Genomic DNA, 20,541 nt, shown 5'->3' on the forward strand with positions numbered 1-20,541 from the left:
CTTAAAGTATATAAGTGAAAAGTTACATTGCTAATCATATTCCCGATGAGGTTCGTTCGGATGACACGGAAGATCGATATCTTACTGAAAAAACGTGCAAAGCAGCAGAGATCGATCGCGACCGTCGGCGCTATCGTCGAGGCAGCTACTTACATTCTGACGCATCACGGGCGGGCGGGTTTCACGGCCAACAAGGTCGTCGAGAAGGCGGGCGTCAACATTGCCTCGTTCTATCAGTACTTCCCGAATAAGGAGGCGCTCCTCTTCCACATCATCAAGTTGAACTGGGAGAAGCAGCTTGCCAAGCTGTTGCCCATTCTACGTCAACGGGGTCGCGATCACGCGAGGAGGCTAAGGGACTTCATCCGCGAATTCTTCATAGTCGAGGCGGCCGAAGCGGACCTGCGGCGGGCCTTGCGTGCCGCCTCGATCGACCTGAAGGATACGGAGGAGTTCCAGGCTCTGATCTCGAAGGGTGTGGAACTCATCGGAGGGTTCATTAAGGAAGCGGTGAAAGACCAGACGCCCGACGAGCTCGATTTCAATGTCAATTTCGTCGTGCTGCTGATCACGAGTTTCGCGGAGAGAACAACGGACGAGCAGACTTCCGGGGCGTATCTCATCCGCCAGGCCGATCTCCTCAGTGACATGCTGATAGGTCAATTCAAGCTCTCGTAAGTGGCGACAATTGTAGACCAGACGCGTTGGTCGACCGTGGAATTCGGATGCGTGGCGCTCACCGGGCAAACAACGACAAAATGATCCAGGAATGTGCCAGATTCAAAATGCGTCGGTAGTACAGCGGAATATTGCGCCACCTTTCCGAGGGGAGGCTACACGTTCGAAGTCGGAAAGGTTGCTCTATAGGCCGAGCGAGTGCCTTCTACTGCGACGCACTTCCTCCGAAGCTTGGAGCTGCCTTTCGTCACGGCAACATCTGGGCGCAGCTACCGCCGACGCACGAACGCAAGCCGTCCACGGAATGCCAACGTCAGCTCAAGTGGGCTCGGCCTGATCATCTCGACGTCGTGTAGTAATGGTGTAAGCGGCCTGGTTACCGCCATCTAACGAAAGAAGCATGGCATAGCCCGACCGGTCCCGCCCGCGCGGCTTCATTATCATTCCCGTGAATACTAAATTACGAAATAAATATTGGGCCTTCTTCCTTCAGACCGATAGATGAATCCGAACTCCGGCGCGGCATTTCGCGAACACGGAGGCGCCGAAAGCAAAGATCAAAAAAGAAAAATCAAAAAGCCCGGATTGGAGGACGTCGTGGAGGAAGCGCATTGTCGCGGGATAAGCGTTGCCCACATCATAGATAACCAAGGCCTGAACAGCTTCAGCCTGCGTGTGATAGGTATCTGCTTTGTGGTCGTGCTCTTAGAAGGGTACGACGTTTCAGTGCTGGCATTTGCCCTGCCGAGTTTGTCCAAGGCCTGGAGTATCGACAATGCTGCCGCGCTCGGACCCGTCCTGAGCGCGTCGATCATAGGAATGATGATCGGCTCTGCGCTTTTCGGCCAGTTGGGGGACCGGTTCGGGCGACGTAAGTTGATTATCGGCGCATGCAGTATGTTCGCGCTGTTCACCGGCCTGGTTCTATTCGCAACCAGCCTGGATCAGTTATTCGTGCTGCGACTGTTGGCCGGTGTAGGCCTCGGCGGTGCAGCTCCGAATGCGATAGCCCTCACGTCAGAGTTTGCTCCTGCCAGACAGCGAGCGATGCTGGTCACCGTCATGTACTCGGGGATTGGGCTCGGCGGAGCTCTCCCGGGCGTGGTCTCATCGCTGTTCATGGCCACGTATGGATGGCACTCGCTCTTTTGGATCGGGGGAGTCCTCCCGCTGATCGTGGCAGTTGCCTGCTCAATTTGGCTTCCCGAGTCGCCAGCCTACCTCGTCGCTCGGTCGCGAAACGACGAAGCATTGAGGACGCTCCGTATGCTGGCGCACGAGTCACTGCGTAGCGTATCGGCTGCACAGCTCATCGGGCAAGAAGCCGGACCAGCGGGTGTGAGCCTCAGTCAACTCTTCCGCGGTGGGCTTACATCGTCGACGCTCCTGCTCTGGACCGCGATCATCGGCAACTTCATGACATACTTTTTTCTCCTGAATTGGACGCCGGCTCTCCTCAGCACGACAAATCTGCCACCCGTAGTCGCTTCGCTTGGCCAGACGGTTTTCCAGATCGGCGGAGTCGTTGGTGGAATAGTGCTGGGGCGTTCGCTCGACATTCGTGGTTCGGCGGTGATGGCGTTCTTCATGCTGCTCTCCATCCCGCCGACTGTCGCTATCGGTTTCGCCGACAGGGCGAGTGCCGCGGTCTTGCTTGCCGCCGAATTCGCCGCGGGGTTCTGCATTCTCGGCACGGCGTACGGTTTCGCCGCCATAGCAGCGATGATCTATCCCACTTTTATCCGCTCCAGCGGAGCTGGATGGGCCTTTGGCGCTGGACGATTAGGAGCCATTTTAAGCACGGTCGCGGCAGGTGAACTCGCCGCCCACGGCGTTGGGCTCAGCGAACTGTTCTTTCTGGCGGCCGCTCCTCTTCTGGTGTCCGGGATCGCCTGCTTTGCGCTCGCCCGCCGCCAGTCAGGTTCTCCCAGCTTGATCAGCAAGCCGATGATCGGCGCTGATGTGCCGCTGTCCACTCGAAACCCCTCAGCATGAAAGGAAATCTCCATGGACGCGAAAGTTGAAGCAGACGCAATCGTAAACGGCATCGGAGCTTCGTGGTTCGAGGATCTTTCGCCCGGCTTCCTGGACGAGTGCCTCGAACTAGGCGTTGGTGCAGTCGGCTGCACGGCGAATGATACGTGGGACGATACGCTCGAGAGCATCGAGAACCTGCAGACCGTGAAACGCATCGTCGAAGGCCATGATCGCGCTTACCTCCTCGAGACGAAAGGTGATCTGGAGAACGGCCTCGCCAACAAGCGCGTCGGTGTGCTTCTAGGTTTGCAGAATCCCAAGCCACTCAGCGATACCATGAATTTCCTCGAGGCGTTCGCCGACATGGGACTACGATGCTGCGGTCTCGCATTTCGGGAGAACAGTTATTACGGTTGTGGTTTCTCCTCCGCCAATGACTCGGGGCTCAGCGAGGTCGGCCAGCGCGCAGTTCGCGCCATGAACCGCCGTGGCATCGTCATCGACCTGTCTCATGTCGGTGACAAGACGGCGATGGATGCCGTCGAATTGTCGGAGCATCCGACGATCTTCTCGCATTCGATGGCCCGACGCCTGATGCAAGTGGGCCCCAAGGTCGAATGGGCTGGTGTGAAGAACAACGCGGTCCTTCGGGCGGCGCCCGATGAGTTGATCGAAGCTGCCGCAAAAAAGGGAGGAGTGATCTGTCCTGACGCGAGAATGGCCGGTAGCATGGAGAATTTTCTCAAGCACATCGATCATCTCGTATCGCTCGTGGGAGCGAATCACGTCGGTCTCACCGCCCAGGATGACTGGCACCGATCCGAAAAGGATGCGCGGCGCATCCAGCCCTACTTGCCGGGCTACGACTCCGTCGCCGGTAAATCCAAGCGCACATTCGGTGAGGAATACCGCATCTATCGCATGGAGGATCAGCTCGGCCCGAAGGTTCTCGGACGGGCAAGGCTAATCGCTGCGCTCCAGGAGCGATACTCTGAAGAGGATGTTCAAAAGATCAGCGGGGGAAATCTGCTGCGGGTCCTGCGCACCGTACTTCCCAACTGAAGACGGCGATCGGCACGCCGCATCCGGAGCGTGGAGAAAACCATCATGAAGTTCCAAAGGAAGCGCGTTGACCTGGGTCACGGAGCCGCCGAGTACCTTGAAGGCGGAGCCGGACCCCGGCTGTTGTTTCTGCATGGCGCAAGCGGCGTGCGCATCACATCTGCCGTCGAAGCTCTGGCGCGGGCACGGAGGATCTATCTTCCGATCGCGCCGGGCTTCGACGGGACGGAGGACCTCGATAGGGTTGTCGGGATGGCGGACCTGGCCAATCACATCGCAACGTTCATCGCGTCGACTATCCGCGGGCCAGCCGACGTCGCAGGACACTCGTTCGGGGGATGGATTGCCTGCTGGTTGGCCGCTCAGCGTCCAGATCTTGTATGCCGACTGATCTTACAGTGCCCGGCAGGGTTGAATCCGAGAACGGACGAGGCACTGGAAGGAGATCCTGCGACCTTTCTAAGCCGAGCTTTTGCGCACCCGGAGAAGCGTCGTCCTGAAACGAAAACACCAGAGATGATCGCTGCCAATCGCGCACGAGCGGCCCGTTACAGCGGCGCCGTCAGATATGACGCGTCACTCGTTTCGCGTTTGGACGCGATCACCTGTCCCACGCTGATCCTGTACGGCAGAAAGGACGGTGTGGTGCCACCGGAGACGCCGCTGATCCTTGAGAAGCACATTCCCCGCGCGAAAATCGTCTACATTGACGACGCGGCACACAACATCGAGGTGGATCAACCGGAGATCTATGTCGATTTGCTATACCAATTCCTCGATTAAAAAAAGTCAAGGTGGCTATGCCGGCAGATGAAACTTAATTGCCGGTCATGGACGTTGCATGACCACGACAACGCGAAGAGTCGCAGAATTTCTGGACCAGTGTCGGACCAGGCTTCGATTGAACACGCAATGAAAACATCTCGCTTGATAGGGGATGTCATTTGGCTCCGGAGAACGGAAGCTTCTTCTGCAACGATCAAGCCGCAATACGGGCCGGCGTCCTGTCAATCTACCTGGCGGGATTCCTCAGGAACCAGAGTGCCAAAGATCGAGAGAATGGCGGCTGGCGGGCAGAGGGGATGTTGAGCCCCAGAAGGAGCTCACCGAGCTTGAGCGTCAGATCGCGGCCGTCTTGTCGTCTGCAGGCTGCATGGTCCTATCGAGATCGAGTGTCAGGTTCCGAAGACAATCAGCAAACCATTGGAATCCCGCTTCCGTGTCGTGCTTCGGATGTGCGACCAGCTCAATCTCGCATCGGGGCATTTCGATGGGAAGCGATGCCTCCTGCAATGGGCAGACCGTCGCAAAGGCCATTGCCAATCGGCTGGGCAGTATGGCGAGCATGTCTGATTGAGAAACTAAAAAGGGCACAGCCAGCGGATTCGGTGAAGTCGCCGCGAAGTGACGTTTGAGTCCATTTGCGTCAAGCATTCTTTCCACATTGTCTAGCACGGGAAGGCGGATGTGCGGATAGCCTGCCACTTTCTCGGGCGTGATTGCTCCAGCGGCGATAGGGTGGCCCGGTCTCATGATCACCTTAAAGGAAGTGTCGAGCAGAACTGACCTGGTGAGGGACGGGGCCTTTCTCCAGAAGATGCCCATCGCAAAGTCTAGCTCCAACGCTTCAAGAGCTTCGTACGCGGATGCCTCCGTCATATGTTCCGGGAGGACTTGGACATGCGGAGCTTCGAACCTCAGCTTCTCGATCAGAGCGGGCAAAAAATAAAATCCGCTGTAGCTGACGAGCCCGAGTTTGAAGGTTCGGACAAGAGTATACGGGTCAAACTTGCGTTCCAACGTGGACTCGATACGAGCTAATGCATCCGCGATGATCGAACCGATTTCTAGTGCGCGGGCCGTCGGTTCCATTTGTCCACGCGTTCGGTGAAAAAGGGGGTCGCCGAAGTGCCCCCTCAACCGGGTGAGAGCATTGCTGACGGCCGGTTGGGACAAACCTAGCGTGCGGGCTGCCGCCGAAACGCTCCGGGTTTCGAGCAACGCTCGCAAGACCGGAAGCAGGTTTAGATCGATGCTCCTGATGCTCATCCCTGCAGTAAAACGCCTCAGGAGATGCAGGTCAACGCGGCGCCGAAAAGCCTGTGGCCCTTGCGTTTCTTTGGCACTGCAGTATTGGCTGCAATGGCACTTCATTGTAGGTCGCGGCCCCCGCTTGCCGGGCTCGGACGGGTTGCCAATCAGGCGTGGCTCTATCGACCCTGCATATCTGAAGGCGGTCCAACGCGGCCAACGTTGCCGATTCCGGAGCCTTGTTGTGGTAAATGAGGGGAACGCGGATCAGCGAAATGTATGCCGAGCGGCATGGGAACGTGACGATTGACGGATGGTGCTTGACCGAGAAGTGGCTGGAGGCCACGGGAAGCGGTGCCCGCGGATGAGACGTTCCAGCCACTCTCGGACACGCTCTGCCCGCTGGTCAAAAAGTAGGGCGCGATGACAAATACCATCAAGGGCGCAACCGATATCCGCTAGGTTGCATCGGTTCAATTGGTGATGGGATGGTTGGTCCGGTTAGGCCCCTGAGTGGTTTTGACCAAAGGCTTCTGCACCTCTCACACGCGCAAATGCAGTCAGAAGGTGCAGAAGTCTAACGATTGCCAGCCGTACACTTAGCTGGTGATCGTCATGGCGCGGATCTTAAGTCGGATTCATCGCAGCAAACATCACATCATAGTTTCCGTCACGCTCAGCCCAGCGTCTAGGATAGTCGCGATCCAGTAGCAGTTCACCTCGAGTGTGGTTTCCCCGTTCGAGCATCTGCATCACTTCCGTAACGTACGCCTCGAGAGCCATAGCACGCGGGTCGGTGGCCTGCTGAGCGCCGGTCAGTTCCGTCTGCACGTAAGGAGGAGACAATTCGAGCACCTCGATAGGAAACTTGCGGAGTTGGTGTCGCAGCGAAGTCAGCCAGGAGTGCAGGAACGCCTTGCTCGCGCAGTAGGCTGGAAAATCCGTACGGGGCAGAAAAGCCAGGGCGGAACTGGTTGCCATGATGACCGCCTCACGCTGCTGTTTAAGCATCGGCAGAATTGCCGCCGTCACCCTTAGCACGCCCAGAATGTTGGTCTGGACGATCGCCTCGGCGTCCGCAGCATTCCAGTCATCAGCAGCCATGTCCTCCGCTCGCGAGATGCCTGCGTTGGCAATCAGTACATTTAAATCGGGAAAGCGAGCACCAACGTCATCTGCCAGGCGAGCCAAAGACTGTGGAGCATCGAGATCAAGAAACATGCCAACCATACCGGGACGCGCCACTGTGATTTCATCAAGCAGACCTTGGCGTCGCCCAGCCACGATCACCCGGTTGCCCCGATCGTGGAATGCTTCCGCGAGTTTGCGTCCGATGCCGCTGGTGCTGCCAGTTATAAGGATGGTGTTGCCGCTCATTTTCATGGTTATACCTTTCCATCTATTGTTCAAGGAAAGGCTACGGCGTAGCTCCGTGCTTTGGGCGATCGCGAGAGACCCAAATGGCACGTGGAATCCCGCGTGTCGTTCGTAGATAGTCGACCAACGCGATGGTATCAGAAGGATAGCGTACCGTAAGCCTTTTGCTTCGAGATCTCCCTGCTGGGACCTTCTCGAAAAGGCGCGTTGGATCACGGTAACGCCTACGGCAGCTTGGATAGAAGCTGTAAGGGCCGGCTTAATGTCATGTCGCTCCTTTGTCAACGCGACGGTCCAATACCGCTTCTGTGAAGGTTTCGGATCCCGGCCGCTTGAGCGAGGTCGCCGCCTGCTCGGCGGCCGGCGTCCGAAAGCCTGTAGGGGAGGAATCCGCGCTTGAGAGAACGGAAGGCGGTGCGGCAGGCGCTATCGGAATTTGAGCGCCGCGGGCGAGCTGACCGATTGGGATCGAGCTGGTCCAACGAGTTGCGCGACAGTGAAGCGGCCGATGAGAGAGCGGGGCGCGGTGTCGAAGCCCACAAGTTGCACGACGATTTGCGACGATTGACGGAGCTGAGCGCGCTCTGGCGCCGAGGTTCTTCGGATCGGCGGCCATGGTCAGCATGGTCTCGGCCGAGACCTTGTAGAGGAAGGTCTCTTCCTGGTGGGCGATGCCGGCGATCGCTGCCGGCGGCGTGAACACCACGTGATCGTACGGCACCGGCAACAGCTCGGCCTCGCGATCGGATCGACGCTCGCCGCACGCGCGAAATCGATGCCAAGGTGGAGTCTCGCATTGCTGTTCGCTACAATTCGCGTGTTGCGGTTACGATCTTGTCGCGCAGCCCTCGCAGTCGTCCGATCGGGCGTCCCTGTGGGCGGGGAGTTTTGCTGCGGCCTGATCGCTTCTTCATCGCTTCGAGGCGTGTGTCGTTCAGTTTGGGAAGAGTTGTCTTGGGAGCCGGTTTACGATGCTCAAGCGTTGCCCAGTATCCTCGTTTGGGTGTAGGGATTTTGTGGCGCTTGCAGGTTTTCTTGAGGGCCGTGCTGGTTACGCCATAGTCGGCGGCGACCCTGGTCACCGGCCTTGACCAGACCTGTTCGTACAGTTCATCGCGAGAAACGGTACTTGCCGAACTTCTTCTGTCGTCAATTGATCGCAGGCTTGCGCAGGAAAGAGAGTGCAGTGAATTAATGGCCTGCATCCCGAGTTCTCACCTAATCCGGTTGCACAGTCCGAAGGATCGGATGCAGCTCCGTATATTCGGGTAAAAGCCAGCCGCCGTCCCTGTCTTCCGACGAAAACTTGGCGACTAGGTCCGGGATGCGGAGCAGTGCGGCCAAGCCTGTTACGGAAAGAAAGACGTTTATCGCAAGACTCGTCTTGGGCATTCCCAGGCGCAGGAGCGATGGGTTTACGTTCTGTATTTCGTTGACGAAGGGCCGCAGCGTTTTGTCGTAGTGCGCAAAGGCTCGCGCGAGATTCCCCGAATTGCGATTGATCTCACCCGCTAAGACATAAGCTCCGACCAGACTGCCGGATACGCCCATGCCGCTAAATGGGGATGCACAATGTGCGGCATCACCGACGAGAACGACACTACCTTTGTACCAGGTGTCTGTGCGGACCTGCACCACTTCCTGAGAGTAGAAGTTGGGCGTCGTCATCATGCCTTGGATGAACCGATCGGTCTGCCAGCCGGCGTCCCGGAACCGCTCTATCCAGAATTGCTTTTGCTGGTCCAGCGGCGCTCTGTGAATCGCTGAAGCCTCTTCAGAGCTCTCCCTGAGTACGAAGTAGACTTGCGTTTCCGTCGCGTTATGGCTTCGTCGCATGATCATCCGACCGCCAGGAGCGAGGTATGTGTTGCGGATGTTGCCATCGTCTGCCGGTGTGCGAGGGATGAACCAATAGGCCATGTGGATGCCCATTCGCAGGAAAGGATCCCCTGCATCGGGCGGCAGGATGCCCTTGCGAATACGCGATCCCTGACCATCTGCTCCGACGAGCAGATCAAACCTGTCGGCAGTGCCATCCGAGAAGAAAACTAGGACCTTCTCATCGTCCTGGGCGAACTCAACTACGGTCTCGCCAAAGACGTATTCTACGCCGTCCTTGGTCGCGTCATGGAGAATGCGCACCATATCGCCGCGCATGATCTCATAATCGGACGTCAGGGATTGGGCGCCTCGACCAGATCGGTTAGCCATCATCGTCGCCTTGGCACGGCCTTGGGAATCGACGAACGAGACGCCGGCCTCATCGACAAGGTTGTTCCGGACGGCACCGATCAGGCCCATGCGCTTCGCGGCCTCGATGCCTTTCCCGCGCAGGTCCACCTGCGCACCTGTGGCCCTGAGAGCTGGGAAACGCTCCACTACCACAACTCGATGGCCGCTTCGGGCGAGCCAATAGGCCAACGCCGGCCCTGCGATCCCACCGCCGCAGATGAGAATTTTGAGAGAACGACTTCCAGTTTCAACCATCATGCCCGCAACTCGAATCTATCAGTGATAGGCTAGTTTACGAGTTTCCCTATCGCTGATAGATTGTCAAGATGACTAAGCTGAATCGTGAAGCCGTAATTGCCGAAGCACTAGATCTGCTTGATGAGGTTGGCCTCGAGGGCATCAGCACGAGACAACTCGCAAAGCGGCTCGGCGTCGAACAACCGTCGCTGTATTGGCATTTTCGCAAGAAGGAGGAACTGCTCGCCGCCATGGCCGAGACTGCAATGCAGCCCCACGCGACCACTCCGCTTCCAGTGCCATCCGACGACTGGTGTGATTGGTTTCTCGACAACACGCGCAGCTTCCGGCGAACGCTGCTGAGACGGCGCGACGGCGCAAAGCTCCACGCGGGTAGCCGTCCCAGCGCCACGGACATCGATCGGATCGCGCACAAGATGGCCTTTCTGATCGCGTCCGGTTTGCCTGAGCGAGACGCTCAGATGGCGATGCTTGCGTCCAGCCACTTCACCGTCGGAAGCGTGCTGGAGGAACAGGCCGAAGCCAGTCTCGGCGCAACCGCGGACGATTTGATCGGCGTTCCGCGGATCGATCACGAAGCCGCTTTCGAAGAAGGGCTGAAGCTGATCCTTGATGGCCTCGCAACACGAGTGAAGCGCCGATCAAGAAGAGATAAATGATCGAACCAAATTTTGGTTCTGGTTGCCGGTCCCTGGTTGCTACGCGTTCACGACCCTCAAGGACTAGGACGTCGCGTTAGCCGGTAGAAGAATGTCTGTCTACATACGCCGGGCTTTGCTATAGCCGCGATCGGTGGCGATGAGGCGATTACTGCTCCTTCTTGAACAGATCCTGGAAGATGAGCTGGCCCCAAGTGCGGTCGCGTGCGTGCACCAGCGCGCCACCCTCGTTGAGCTTTCCCAGCTTGACGGGTGCGAACCCGAGTTGTTTGGCCAAGGCCGCCACGGGAGCGGCGCGTCCTCGTCGTCGCTCGACAGAAAGACGACCCGGTGGCCGCCCTGGACGATCGGATCGGCAGCCAGGGTGGCCGCAATCAGGTGATTGAAACCTTTCACGAACTTGGCGCCGGCGAACGCCTTCGCGACGAAGGCGGAGGAGGAGAGACCGCGCGAAGCCAACTCACCTCGGCTGCGTGACGTGGGCGTGAACGCATCGATGTCAGGAGCAGGCATGTACGGACGTCTTCGAGGAGAGCGCCTTCTGGTCGTGGGCGGCAGTTCGGGTATCGGACTGGCGTCGCGAAGCAGGCGTGCGAGGCCGGCGCGTCGGTCACCATGGCGTCCCGCTCCGCGGCCAAGCTCGACGCCGCGCTCGCCGGGCCTCCCCGGACCGCCAAGGCGGCCCGGATAGATACCGCCGATTATCCTTCTATTGAGTCCTTCTTCGCCGGCGAAGGGGAATGGGATCACGTCGTTGTATCGGCAGCGCAGACGACCAGCGGTCCGCTCCGAAAATCCGACCTGACGGACGCACGCGCCACCATGGAGAGCAAGTTCTGGGGCGCCTATCATGTCGCCCGAGCGGCGAAGATCCGGGACGGAGGCTCGCTCTGCTTCGTTTCCGGCTTTCGGAGCGCACGCCCCTCCGCCAACACCGTGCTGCAGGGGGCCGTGAACGCTGCGCTCGAGGCGTTGACACGCGGGCTTGCGCTCGAGATGGCGCCGGTCCGGGTCAACGCGGTTTCGCCCGGCCTGGTCGCGACGCCGATGTGGTCCGGCATGGCCGTGGCAGAGCGCGAGAAGATGTTCGCCGGCGCTGCGGAGCGGCTGCCATTGCGTCGCATCGGAGAGGCATCGGACATCGCGAACGCGTGGATCCATCGCTCGAAAAGAGGTGCATCGCTTGGCCGCCTGGCGATTGCGGGCAAAAGCACCTCAACCACATCGTCACCTACTGGAACCGGCTCTGAGCCGCTGTTGCCGCCACGTCCCTTGTAAGAGCCCGGCAGCATCAGACGCCGTGCAGAAACCTGGGCGTCGCCTACGCGCATTCGCCTGACCTGCGCATACCGCGCGCCCGTCGCGGCCAGACATACGATGATCCGATATAGATCGCCATCGAATCCTTGCTCCTGATCGACTTCACACGCAGCTTGAAGGATCGCGCCAACTTTCTCATCCGTGAGAATCTGGTTATCCCGAGCGACCGACACGTCATCATCATCATCGATCCGCTCGGCTTTGAAGCCGGCCTTCACAATGGCGAGGAACGCCGGGTTTAGTTTCTTCCGATCTGCGGAAAGCCGCGGCCACGCGGCATTTAGTGCGGCCTTGAGGTCATTGACGAACCGCTGCTTGGTAGTGACCTTTAAGTCCACCGGTAAACCGTCACGCCAAGCTATCAAGTCGTCTTCATTCAAGGCATGCAGATGCACCGATGCGAGAGGAGCAGCGTCCATAGCTTCCTGATTGCCGCGCTTTTCCTGACCAAGAAGGTAGCGCCGCAGCTTCGTGCCGGCGTCGGATTGGACGTCGCGACCTGTTCGGCGTCTTTCTCGAGCATCTCGTTCCTTGACGTAGGCTTCAACGGCCGATCGCACGGTAGGAGCCGGGCCCGCCGCCTGTGCCGCGGCTTCTGTTCTGGCTCGAGCTACCGCCTCCCGGGCCGTTCTGACGGCCTGTTCGAAGGTTAGAATTCCGTCGGCGGGCCTGTCATTGATGTCATTGGTGATGCCAATTGGCGCCTGTTTGTAATTGCCGCCTTCGTGGTGATTGCGCCAGCGGACAAGCCAAACGCCACCCCGTTTTCCTTTGCGATAGCCCAGATGCGCTTCGGCATCGAGGCGACGCCAATGCACACCAAGCTCGAGCCGGGAGCGCGCCTTAGCCGTCGTGATCTGAGCCTCGGTGAGTGTCTTCGACATAGCTTTCGCCGCGGGGTTTTACGTCGAATATCCGTCGAATATCCGACGATCGAGCGGCAGGTTCGCTTCGTCCATCTCGTCGCGCATCCAACCGCTGAAGCCGTCGACCGTGAAGGGTTTCTCGATCATCGCCGTCCGCTGAAAGCGGATGACATCCTTCGCGAGCGAGAGAATGAGCGTGCTCTGCAGTTCGTCGAGCTGGACGCCGCCGGGAAAATCCGCCCAATCGTCCATGACGACTTCGACAAGCCCGGCCTTTGCGCGAAGACCATCTAACGTGGCCGGGCTCAGATCGAGGACTGGTGAGGTACCAGTTCGCGTCATTGCGCTGTGCCGATCTCGGCAATGGAGCTCGCCAGCCGGCGTAAGGAAGCAACCGCCCTTCCCGGGCGTCAGAGAACCAAAAACCAGGCCACGCCGCATCAGGCCTGAGTAAACGACAGCGGCAGCCAATTGCTCATCCGACTCGATGACACCAACCTCATCGCCCGGATTGCGCTTCAGGAAAGGTCGCGATCAAGCATGCGATTGTCGTCCTCGACGCCCTTGGCGATAGCGAGATGCGTTTCCTCAACGTCTCGCAGGTCTGGAGCCGAGCGACCGAAGATGCGACGCTGGCACACGGCTACAACGAAACCCGTGTTCGGATCGTGCCGACGGCGCGAGAAATTGCGCAGGCCGAAACCGTTGCGGATTGGCTGGCATGGCTTGGGCATCACCATGGCGGCGTACCGCGGTTGGTGGCATGGGCGAACGATGAGCCGATCTGGCGCATGGCGGAGCGAGAGCGATGCAGCGAGCGGACAATTCACAACCGGATCGATAAATCCGTCGCACTGATCCTGGAGCATTTCGGCGGCGTCGAGCACGGCGTCGAGACCATCGAAGAGCCGGCGGGGCGGGCCCATCTGCCGAATTTCCTGACTGAGCGGGCCATAGCCGGGGTTAACCCGGTCGTTAACCCGCATGGCAAGGTCTGGATCGGCGGCGTCGGGTGGATGAAGGACGGCAAGCGCTGGCATGACGGGCAACACAAGGCTGCTCGTTTCGAGGGGCGGCGATGAGCGAGATGCAAGGACTGGTCGCAGCGGCGATGGAGAAACGGCGCGCGGAGCTGATCAATCAGCCTTTGGCCCGCATCTGGTCTGAACTTGCGGCGGCGGCCATTGAGACAATGCATACGGCCCTTCAACAGGCTCGCAATGAAGCCCTCGAAGAGACCGCGCAGATCTGCGAAAGGCCGGTCCATTGGCAACATCCACTCAAACCAACAGGCGTAGTGATGTCATCGTGCCAGAGCTCCCCAGATCATGCCGAGATAATCCGCCGTCTCATTAAAATGGGAAACGGCCAATGATCGACCTTGCCGACTATGCCAAGCCGATCCGCGATCAGTTGCGGCAAGGCGAGTTCGCCGCGGTGTATGTGGTGACGTCCGAGGTGGGGATTCACAGGACGGAAATGAGCCGTGTTGGCTATGCGCTCGACCTGGTCGCCACGATCGGCCGGCTGCAGGCGTCTAGCCCGGCACCGCTGGCCGTTCATGCCGCTCTTTGGGGGCCGAACCGCGCGATCGCGACCAACATCTCCCGGGCTGTCCAGTGCGACATGATGCCGATCAAGCGGGCAGGCGGCTGGTATGAGGCGCCGGGCGCGACGATGGAGCGGGCGGTTGACCTCGCAGCGTTCAGGATCCACCCGGGCGCGACAATGCTCTGGCACGGCGAGTTGTTGAAGCGATGGCGGGAGATCGCGGCGTGACAATTCACGGCGAAACTGTCATTAGGCGCGGAATTAGTGTTCTGCACTATTTGAGTATTTCTCAAGAAAAACAATTATTTACGGAGTAACATGGGACATTGAATCCCGTGCTCGCCCGTCGTATTCGTTCCTCATCACCGCGCAGCCCCACGGTATTTATCGGTGATGAGAACGCTGTCACCGCGCTCCCGCCGTCCTCCAACGGAAAGGAGCGCGCTATGGTCATCAAGCGTCGCAAGCGGATCAAGCATACCAAGACATTCGAAGAGAGATTGGCCGAGGAGGCGATTCGCTTCAGGGAAGCTGCCGCGCAGCTCCCGCCGTGCTCTCAACGCGAGCTATACCTGCGCCGAGCCCGTCAGGCCGAAACAGCAGCCCATATTCACGAGTGGCTGACGTCGCCTGGGCTACAGCCGCCTAAGGCGGTCGAGAAAGTACACATCGCCGGAACGGTGAAGCTGGGCCGAGAAGGCGACCTGAATGACCAAGGTTGAAAATCCCGATGAGGACGCGATCGCGACCGGAGAAGGAAGCTGCATGACCCCCAGAGAACGCCGTGACATGCCGTGGATCATTGGGGCTGCTGTTTTGGTTTTTGTCTTGTCCATCGTCGTCGGCGGCATGACGTATTTCCGGTAATCAGCAGCCCTTGTAGAGCGTGAGGCGCCAGCCGATTGACTTTTGCAGCCGCATAGCCAATATTCGCGTGCAAATCAGCTTGAGTGAATAGATGCGCCCGCCCGGCACCGCCGCGGCGGGTTTTGCATTTGTAGCCAGGGAACGGCGATCAAAAGCCGAGCCGAGATGTCAGAACAGGAAGCAAGGTCCGGACGCCCGAGCGTCTACACGGCTGAGATCGCCGCGGTCATTCTCGCCCGTCTCATGGAAGGGAAGACGCTGCGCGCGGTGTGCCGGGACACTAGCATGCCGCCGGAGTCGACGGTCCGGACGTGGGTCGCAGAGAACCGTGAAGGCTTCCAGGACCGGTATCGCCTCGCTCGGGAGATCGGCTATCACACGATGGCCGACGAGGTGCTCGAGCTCGCTGACGATGGTCGGAACGACTGGATTGAGCAGCAGGGCGAGGGTGATCAGAAGGTCTACAAGCTGAACGGGGAGCATGTTCAGCGCTCGCGGCTTCGGTTCGATGCGCGCCGGTGGCTGCTGTCGAAGGCGTTGCCGAAGATCTACGGCGACAAGCTGGAATTGGCCGGTGACAAGGACCAGCCATTGACGGTGGTGATCCGCAGGTTCTCGGATGACGGAACTTCTGCTCCCGCATAAGTGGGAGCCGAGGCCGTATCAGCTGCCAGCGTGGTACGCCTTGGAGCGAGGCGTGAAGCGCTCTCTGCTCGTGTGGCACCGTCGTGCCGGCAAGGACGATCTGATCCTGCATCGGACAGCCATTGCCGCTCACGAGCGCGTGGCCAACTATTGGCATTGCCTGCCACGATACGAGCAGGCCCGGAAAGCGATCTGGGAGGCGATCAACCCGCACACGGGGAAGCGACGCATAGACGAAGCGTTTCCGGCGCCTTTGCGACGCCGGATCGACAACTCGTCGATGGTGATTGAGTTCCAGTCCGGTTCGATCTGGCGCGTCGTTGGATCGGATAATCCGGACAGCCTGGTCGGCGCTCCGCCGGCCGGCATAGCGTTCTCGGAGTGGGCGATCTGCAACCCGTCGGCGTGGGCCTATTTGGCGCCGATCCTGGCTGAAAACAACGGTTGGGCAACCTTCATCACGACGCCTCGCGGTCGGAACCATGTCAAGACGATGTACGGCATGGCGAAGGGCAATCCGGAGTGGTTCGCTCAGATCCTGCGCGCCGCCGACACTGGCGCGGTGAGCCAGCAGACGATCGAGGAGCAGCGGCTCGAGTATCACTCGATCTACGGCGTCGACGAAGGCGATGCCCTGATCGAGCAGGGGTACAATTGCTCCTTCGAAGGCGCGATCCTGGGCGCCTACTACGGCCGCGAGATGCTGCGCGCCGACCAGGAGAAGCGGATCGGCATCGTTCCGATCGAGCCGAGCGTCCCGGTGAATACCGCTTGGGACCTTGGCAAGGGCGATCACATGGCGATCTGGTGCTGGCAGATCGTGGCTGGGCAGATCAGGCTGGTCGACTACTTGCAGGGGCAGACGTCGTTCATTCCTGACTATTGCGATCTGCTGAACGATCGCGGCTATCACGGTGAGGACATTGTCCCGCACGATGCAAAGGCGCCGGAGCTCGGCTCTGGTCGTACCCGCATCGAGACGATGTTCAGCAAGAAGCGCCGGCCGGTGCTGTGCCCCGACCATCGCGTGGATGATGGTGTCAACGCGGTCCGGCTAACGTTGCCGCGGTGCTGGTTCAACGAGACCAAGACGACGGCGGGCTGTGAGGCTCTGCGTCAGTACTCGAAAGAGTGGGACGACGACCGCAAGGTTTTCAAGAGCACGCCGCTGCACAATTGGGCCAGCCATGGCGCGGATGCCTTCCGATATCTGGCGATGGGCTGGCAGCAGGTTGAACAGCCCGCGCCGCCGGTTGCGAAACCGCTGTTAAATGACGTTCGATGAATGGGCAGGCGACGGGCAGAACGACAGTTTTGCGAGGGAAACACTGTGAGTGAACACCTTGGCTGATGATACTCCGGACGATAGCGGCAAAGACAGTGACGTCGCTCACTGGCTGACCGAGATCGAACGCGCCCAGAACACGACGGCGATGAAGCGCTGGGAGGATCGTTGCCGCAAGATCCGCGACAAGTACCGCTATGAGGCGTCGGCGACGGCTCGGAAGCGCGGCAATCAGATGCTCTGGTCAAATATGGAGACCATGAAGCCGGCCGTCATGTCGAAGCTGCCGAAAGGAGCCGTGCAGCAGCGATGGAAGGATCGCGATCCGGTTGCGAGCAAGGCAACTGAGATGTTGCAGCGCGCGATCAACTTCACCTTCGAGGCCAACGACTACATGTCAAAGTTCCTTCAGGTGCGAGACGATTACCTGCTCTATGCGCGCGGTATCGCGCGGGTGAAATACTCTCCGGTGTTCGACACCGTAACCCGGGAGGCCGGTCAGCTGGATGACGCGGCGATCGATCCGGCGCGGGACCTGGAGGAGCAGGCCAAGGAAGCTTACGCGAGCCCGCAGACGATCCTGAAGTCGGAAAATGTCCTGCTGGAATACTACCAGCGCGGCGATTTCGTGCATTCGATCTCGCGGACCTGGGATGAAGTCGAGTGGGAGGCCTTCCGCGGATATCTCGGGCGCGATCAGCTCATCAATCGGTTCGGCAAGGAGATCGGCGGGGCTATGCCAACAAAGGGCGACCGTCGCCATACATTTGGGCCGGCACTGACATCTATGATCCGCCCACGGGACCTGGCGGCAAGATCCTCGTTGATCACGGCCCGATCGAGCACGTTACGGATAGGCAGCTCGGCTGTGCTGGCCTCATCCTTGCGATGATGCAGATCGATCCGACGATATCGTTTGCGGGGCCGCGACTACGCCGACACTAAAGCCGCCTCCGGCGCCGCCGGCAACCCCCTCAGTCTCGTCTCCCGCCAAAGGCTCCATCGGGGCCTTTTTTGTTGACCTCTTCAAATCTCTCTTCGGAAGGAAATGACGATGCTTTGGCTGATTTTGATCGTGCCGGGTGTGCTGTGTGCGTATTTTATGTTCTTGCGGCCGGTTCTCCATGCGATCCCCGCGCTGAAGTCCTTCTACGCCGAGGCCGACACGTTCTGGGGCAAGGTCTGGGCTCTCATGGGCCGGTCGGTCACGGTGCTCTGGGGCCTGTTCCTGACCGGCATCGGAACCGTGTTTCAGTGGCTCGATCCGATTGCCTCCGCCTTGGGTGACCCCGACTTGAAGGCCCAGGTCATGGAGGCGCTGAAGGACAATCCGCTGTATCTCGCCTACGTGATGATGGGGATCTCGGCCATCACCATCGCGGCGCGGCTGCGGTCGGTCGGGAAGACCTAACCGATGTGGGAAACCATCATTGGCTTCATCGGGGGGCCCGTCATCAAGGGCCTGATCGATGCATATCGGGAAAAGCTGAAGGCCGGGAACGTCGATAACAAGATTGCTGCTGACCTATCCGAATCCAATTGCTCGAAAACCAGCTGACGGAAAGCTATGACGAGCGCGTGTTGGCAGCCGACCGCCTCGCCGAAGCCATTCACAGCACGCGTACCGCGTTGGAAGCCCTGACCTCTGAGATACGGGCAAAGCGATGAACCAGATCATAAACCAGTTTCGACGCATCTTCGCCGACGACGGCCGCGGGGACAAAGACTTCACCCAACAGGAAGAGCGGCTGAAGAAAGCTCAGGATGAGCTGAAGGAAGCATCCGCATCACTGGCGCGCGCCGCGAACCACCTTGCGGACTTCATCAAAGCCAGGATGTGATGGAGTTCTGGATCCGCTGGCTTGCGGCCTTCATGATCGTTCTCTCTGCCCTGACCATCGGTATCGCAATTCAAGGATGGTGGCTGTCTCGCCGCCCAATCCGTCTGATCGTCTGGACAGACGGTAGCTCGGCCTGAGCCTTCAGGCTGTTTCCTCCCAGAGACTTGCCCGGCGCCTTAACCGGCGTCGGGCTCCTTGTGCGCTGCCACAGCCTCATTGACCTTCTGACGGTCAAGCCTCTCATCCGGTGAGAGCCGCGAGACCGGACGCCAGATCTCGACCGGTATCGCCAGCTCGCTCTCCAGCGGCTTCCGGGCCCATTCCCACCATTGGTCGAAAGCGTCCTTCGTCATTCAAAACTCCCGCGACGACTTCGACGGCGAGTATAGTCGAACCACTCGGGCCCGGCCGGAACCACGTTCCCAACGGTTGGCAGGCAGAGATCGGATTTGCGCATGTTGGAAAGATAAGTATCGTGGGCGGGATTACGAATCCGCGCTGGAGGCCCCGATGTGGACGATCCGGCGCCTCGCCTTGCAAGGCCCTATGACGGAAGAACGCCGAGGTGATTGGATTCTGATCATCGTAGTCCTGAGCGTCGTCGGCGCAGTGCTGGTGGTTGATTTTATCTTCTAAGCCTTCAGGATTTTGATGAGGCCCGTATGGAGCTAGCGGAAGGCGTCGTCGCAATCGTAGGAGTGCTCAGCGCTGCTGCTGCGGTCGGGACGGGATATTGGTACATCGTGTCAGAACGGCAGAGGCGATAGGCACAATTGAGAAGGCCTGGGGACCTTGCTCAGGCGAGCAGATCTTTGCCCGGCTGCAGCATCCTCATGAACGTCGCGCTCTCGCGATACTCAAGCCAGCCTTGTCCGATCGCATACTTTCCTCGACCAGTTTTCTTTCGAGCCGGTTAAGCTCTCGCTCTGCCTCGACCGCGCTCTTGTTCTCGCAAATCAGTTGCGCGACCAGTTCGATCTGCTTTGCGATCTGATCCTCGAGCGCTCGGATACGAACGTCCGTTTCGGACATAAGCTACCTAATGCAGCAAAAGCCACATTTTAACTTATGTTAGTATGTCGGTTAAGCAGAAATTCGCGGTGCCGCGCAGGTCAAAGAAGGAGAGGTCGGTTGGCAAATCCCAAGAAGAGGCCTTAGCAGGGGTACAAGCTGAGGCTGAGTTTTGGTCGTCCATAACGTAGGCCGTTCAACCCATCAGAAGCCAACTCATGCTAACGAGCAGCCCGACAAAGGACGCGCAGGCAAAGCCCAGGAAGCCGTATTCTACTGCGTCTAAGTGATGGTCTGATCCATACATACATGCAGTTTGTGCCTGTTCCAGGAACCTGCAATATCGAAATAATGGCAGCAGAACTGACGATTGACGCCGCCGCCCACCTAAGAAAAGCCCCAGCACCTCTGGGGGCCTAGAGGCCGGTGCCGGGGCCTAGTCATTCTATGATGAATCGGGACGTGACCCGAGAAGCCCGAGACTAACACCAGTGTTAGGAATTGCCACGTTTTCCCAGATGCCCTGAGTGTCTTAACTTCGCTGAAAAGCGGCCCCAACCGGGGGCCGCCAACCCGAGCGATACGGGTTTTCTTCTGGCAGTCGGGGGGGCACCTTGGCTGACCAGAAGCGTCAATTAGACGCTATGCCGTCTCGATGGTTCCTTGCCCGCCGGGGAAAAAAATCCAGCGAGATTCACAGACGTAATTTCCGGAGCCGGGCCTCATTTGGGAGGCTCCTAGCAACGGGGCACGTAATTTTCATTTCGTATTCTTTCGGCCCTGATAACGACGACCGCTGCTTCTCGGCGGGCAGCGGCTCGGCGAATCCGACTTGGCCCCAGCATGATCCGGATGCTGGGGCCTTTTCGATTAGGAACGAA

Annotated in this window: 23 protein-coding genes and 5 pseudogenes; 18 read left to right on the forward strand and 10 right to left on the reverse strand. The window is 59.2% G+C overall.

What is annotated here, in order from left to right; genetic code table 11:
• Positions 1 to 60 precede the first annotated feature (60 nt).
• The 4 genes from QA639_RS12805 to QA639_RS12820 all read left to right on the forward strand — a co-directional run bounded on the left by QA639_RS12805 (position 61) and on the right by QA639_RS12820 (position 4,500).
• Entirely contained in the window at positions 61 to 678 is a 618-nt protein-coding gene (locus tag QA639_RS12805; RefSeq protein WP_283089911.1) for a TetR/AcrR family transcriptional regulator, read from the forward strand.
• 501 nt (positions 679 to 1,179) lie between these two features.
• Positions 1,180 to 2,673, forward strand: a complete 1,494-nt coding sequence (locus tag QA639_RS12810; protein WP_283089912.1) for an MFS transporter — start codon at positions 1,180 to 1,182, stop codon at positions 2,671 to 2,673.
• A gap of 12 nt (positions 2,674 to 2,685) precedes the next feature.
• Complete coding sequence (locus tag QA639_RS12815) at positions 2,686 to 3,717, forward strand: dipeptidase (protein ID WP_283089913.1); 1,032 nt, start codon at positions 2,686 to 2,688, stop codon at positions 3,715 to 3,717.
• Positions 3,718 to 3,762: 45 nt separating this feature from the next.
• Entirely contained in the window at positions 3,763 to 4,500 is a 738-nt protein-coding gene (locus QA639_RS12820) for an alpha/beta fold hydrolase (protein WP_283089914.1), read from the forward strand.
• A gap of 336 nt (positions 4,501 to 4,836) precedes the next feature.
• On the opposite strand, the gene QA639_RS12825 is transcribed toward QA639_RS12820, so the two are convergent.
• From QA639_RS12825 to QA639_RS12845, 6 genes and pseudogenes are all read right to left on the reverse strand, one after another.
• A complete protein-coding gene (locus QA639_RS12825; protein ID WP_283089915.1) occupies positions 4,837 to 5,589 on the reverse strand; it encodes a LysR substrate-binding domain-containing protein in 753 nt (250 codons plus the stop codon).
• A 39-nt stretch (positions 5,590 to 5,628) separates the two neighbouring features.
• Positions 5,629 to 5,871: pseudogene (locus QA639_RS41885) on the reverse strand (LysR family transcriptional regulator); the annotation flags it as partial.
• Between the two features lie 504 nt (positions 5,872 to 6,375).
• The gene (locus QA639_RS12830) at positions 6,376 to 7,131 is read right to left on the reverse strand and encodes an SDR family oxidoreductase (RefSeq protein ID WP_283089916.1); all 756 of its coding nucleotides are present in this window, start codon (positions 7,129 to 7,131) and stop codon (positions 6,376 to 6,378) included.
• A gap of 577 nt (positions 7,132 to 7,708) precedes the next feature.
• Positions 7,709 to 7,873, reverse strand: a pseudogene (locus QA639_RS12835) (IS91 family transposase); the annotation flags it as partial.
• A 58-nt stretch (positions 7,874 to 7,931) separates the two neighbouring features.
• Positions 7,932 to 8,330, reverse strand: coding sequence for an RWP-RK domain-containing protein (locus QA639_RS12840; protein WP_283089917.1), 399 nt, complete (start codon positions 8,328 to 8,330; stop codon positions 7,932 to 7,934).
• 13 nt (positions 8,331 to 8,343) lie between these two features.
• Entirely contained in the window at positions 8,344 to 9,615 is a 1,272-nt protein-coding gene (locus tag QA639_RS12845; RefSeq protein ID WP_283089918.1) for an FAD-dependent oxidoreductase, read from the reverse strand.
• 68 nt (positions 9,616 to 9,683) lie between these two features.
• Between QA639_RS12845 and QA639_RS12850 the strand changes: the two genes are divergently transcribed.
• Entirely contained in the window at positions 9,684 to 10,274 is a 591-nt protein-coding gene (locus tag QA639_RS12850; protein ID WP_283089919.1) for a TetR/AcrR family transcriptional regulator C-terminal domain-containing protein, read from the forward strand.
• A 148-nt stretch (positions 10,275 to 10,422) separates the two neighbouring features.
• On the opposite strand, the pseudogene QA639_RS12855 reads toward QA639_RS12850, so the two are convergent.
• Positions 10,423 to 10,721, reverse strand: a pseudogene (locus QA639_RS12855) (NAD(P)-binding domain-containing protein); the annotation flags it as partial.
• 168 nt (positions 10,722 to 10,889) lie between these two features.
• On the opposite strand from QA639_RS12855, the pseudogene QA639_RS12860 reads away from it, so the two are divergent.
• Positions 10,890 to 11,375: pseudogene (locus QA639_RS12860) on the forward strand (SDR family oxidoreductase); the annotation flags it as partial.
• A gap of 56 nt (positions 11,376 to 11,431) precedes the next feature.
• Here QA639_RS12860 and QA639_RS12865 read toward each other — a convergent pair.
• Positions 11,432 to 12,478, reverse strand: a pseudogene (locus QA639_RS12865) (tyrosine-type recombinase/integrase); the annotation flags it as partial.
• An 18-nt stretch (positions 12,479 to 12,496) separates the two neighbouring features.
• A complete protein-coding gene (locus tag QA639_RS12870; protein ID WP_283089920.1) occupies positions 12,497 to 12,931 on the reverse strand; it encodes a hypothetical protein in 435 nt (144 codons plus the stop codon).
• A 107-nt stretch (positions 12,932 to 13,038) separates the two neighbouring features.
• On the opposite strand from QA639_RS12870, the gene QA639_RS12875 reads away from it, so the two are divergent.
• From QA639_RS12875 to QA639_RS12925, 11 genes are all read left to right on the forward strand, one after another.
• Positions 13,039 to 13,542: a DUF6362 family protein gene (locus QA639_RS12875; RefSeq protein ID WP_283089921.1), complete on the forward strand. Its 504-nt coding sequence runs from the start codon at positions 13,039 to 13,041 to the stop codon at positions 13,540 to 13,542.
• Positions 13,539 to 13,835 carry a hypothetical protein gene (locus tag QA639_RS12880; RefSeq protein WP_283089922.1) on the forward strand — a complete coding sequence of 99 codons (297 nt, stop codon included), beginning with the start codon at positions 13,539 to 13,541 and terminating at the stop codon, positions 13,833 to 13,835. Before QA639_RS12875 ends, QA639_RS12880 begins: the two co-directional genes overlap by 4 nt.
• A complete protein-coding gene (locus QA639_RS12885; RefSeq protein ID WP_283089923.1) occupies positions 13,832 to 14,239 on the forward strand; it encodes a hypothetical protein in 408 nt (135 codons plus the stop codon). Before QA639_RS12880 ends, QA639_RS12885 begins: the two co-directional genes overlap by 4 nt.
• 218 nt (positions 14,240 to 14,457) lie before the next feature.
• Complete coding sequence (locus QA639_RS12890) at positions 14,458 to 14,733, forward strand: hypothetical protein (protein WP_346283725.1); 276 nt, start codon at positions 14,458 to 14,460, stop codon at positions 14,731 to 14,733.
• Positions 14,720 to 14,878 (forward strand): hypothetical protein, encoded by a 159-nt coding sequence (locus QA639_RS12895; RefSeq protein ID WP_283089924.1) that lies wholly within the window; start codon positions 14,720 to 14,722, stop codon positions 14,876 to 14,878. Before QA639_RS12890 ends, QA639_RS12895 begins: the two co-directional genes overlap by 14 nt.
• Positions 14,879 to 15,121: 243 nt before the next feature.
• Positions 15,122 to 15,523: a terminase small subunit-like protein gene (locus tag QA639_RS12900; protein ID WP_346283726.1), complete on the forward strand. Its 402-nt coding sequence runs from the start codon at positions 15,122 to 15,124 to the stop codon at positions 15,521 to 15,523.
• Positions 15,498 to 16,808: a Rossmann-fold NAD(P)-binding domain-containing protein gene (locus QA639_RS12905; RefSeq protein ID WP_283089926.1), complete on the forward strand. Its 1,311-nt coding sequence runs from the start codon at positions 15,498 to 15,500 to the stop codon at positions 16,806 to 16,808. The genes QA639_RS12900 and QA639_RS12905 overlap by 26 nt, the downstream gene beginning before the upstream one ends.
• Positions 16,809 to 16,857: 49 nt before the next feature.
• On the forward strand, positions 16,858 to 17,700 hold the full coding sequence (locus QA639_RS12910; protein WP_283089927.1) for a hypothetical protein: 843 nt from the start codon (positions 16,858 to 16,860) through the stop codon (positions 17,698 to 17,700).
• A 162-nt stretch (positions 17,701 to 17,862) separates the two neighbouring features.
• Positions 17,863 to 18,219, forward strand: a complete 357-nt coding sequence (locus tag QA639_RS12915; RefSeq protein ID WP_283089928.1) for a hypothetical protein — start codon at positions 17,863 to 17,865, stop codon at positions 18,217 to 18,219.
• A 3-nt stretch (positions 18,220 to 18,222) separates the two neighbouring features.
• Entirely contained in the window at positions 18,223 to 18,366 is a 144-nt protein-coding gene (locus tag QA639_RS12920) for a hypothetical protein (protein ID WP_283089929.1), read from the forward strand.
• A 106-nt stretch (positions 18,367 to 18,472) separates the two neighbouring features.
• A complete protein-coding gene (locus QA639_RS12925) occupies positions 18,473 to 18,649 on the forward strand; it encodes a hypothetical protein (protein WP_172646947.1) in 177 nt (58 codons plus the stop codon).
• 176 nt (positions 18,650 to 18,825) lie between these two features.
• On the opposite strand, the gene QA639_RS12930 is transcribed toward QA639_RS12925, so the two are convergent.
• Positions 18,826 to 19,002, reverse strand: coding sequence for a hypothetical protein (locus QA639_RS12930; RefSeq protein WP_283089930.1), 177 nt, complete (start codon positions 19,000 to 19,002; stop codon positions 18,826 to 18,828).
• A 157-nt stretch (positions 19,003 to 19,159) separates the two neighbouring features.
• Between QA639_RS12930 and QA639_RS12935 the strand changes: the two genes are divergently transcribed.
• Entirely contained in the window at positions 19,160 to 19,285 is a 126-nt protein-coding gene (locus QA639_RS12935) for a hypothetical protein (protein WP_283089931.1), read from the forward strand.
• Positions 19,286 to 20,541 lie beyond the last annotated feature (1,256 nt).

This window comes from Bradyrhizobium pachyrhizi (genome assembly GCF_029714545.1).
In the GTDB taxonomy this organism is placed as follows: Bacteria; Pseudomonadota; Alphaproteobacteria; order Rhizobiales; family Xanthobacteraceae; genus Bradyrhizobium; species Bradyrhizobium pachyrhizi.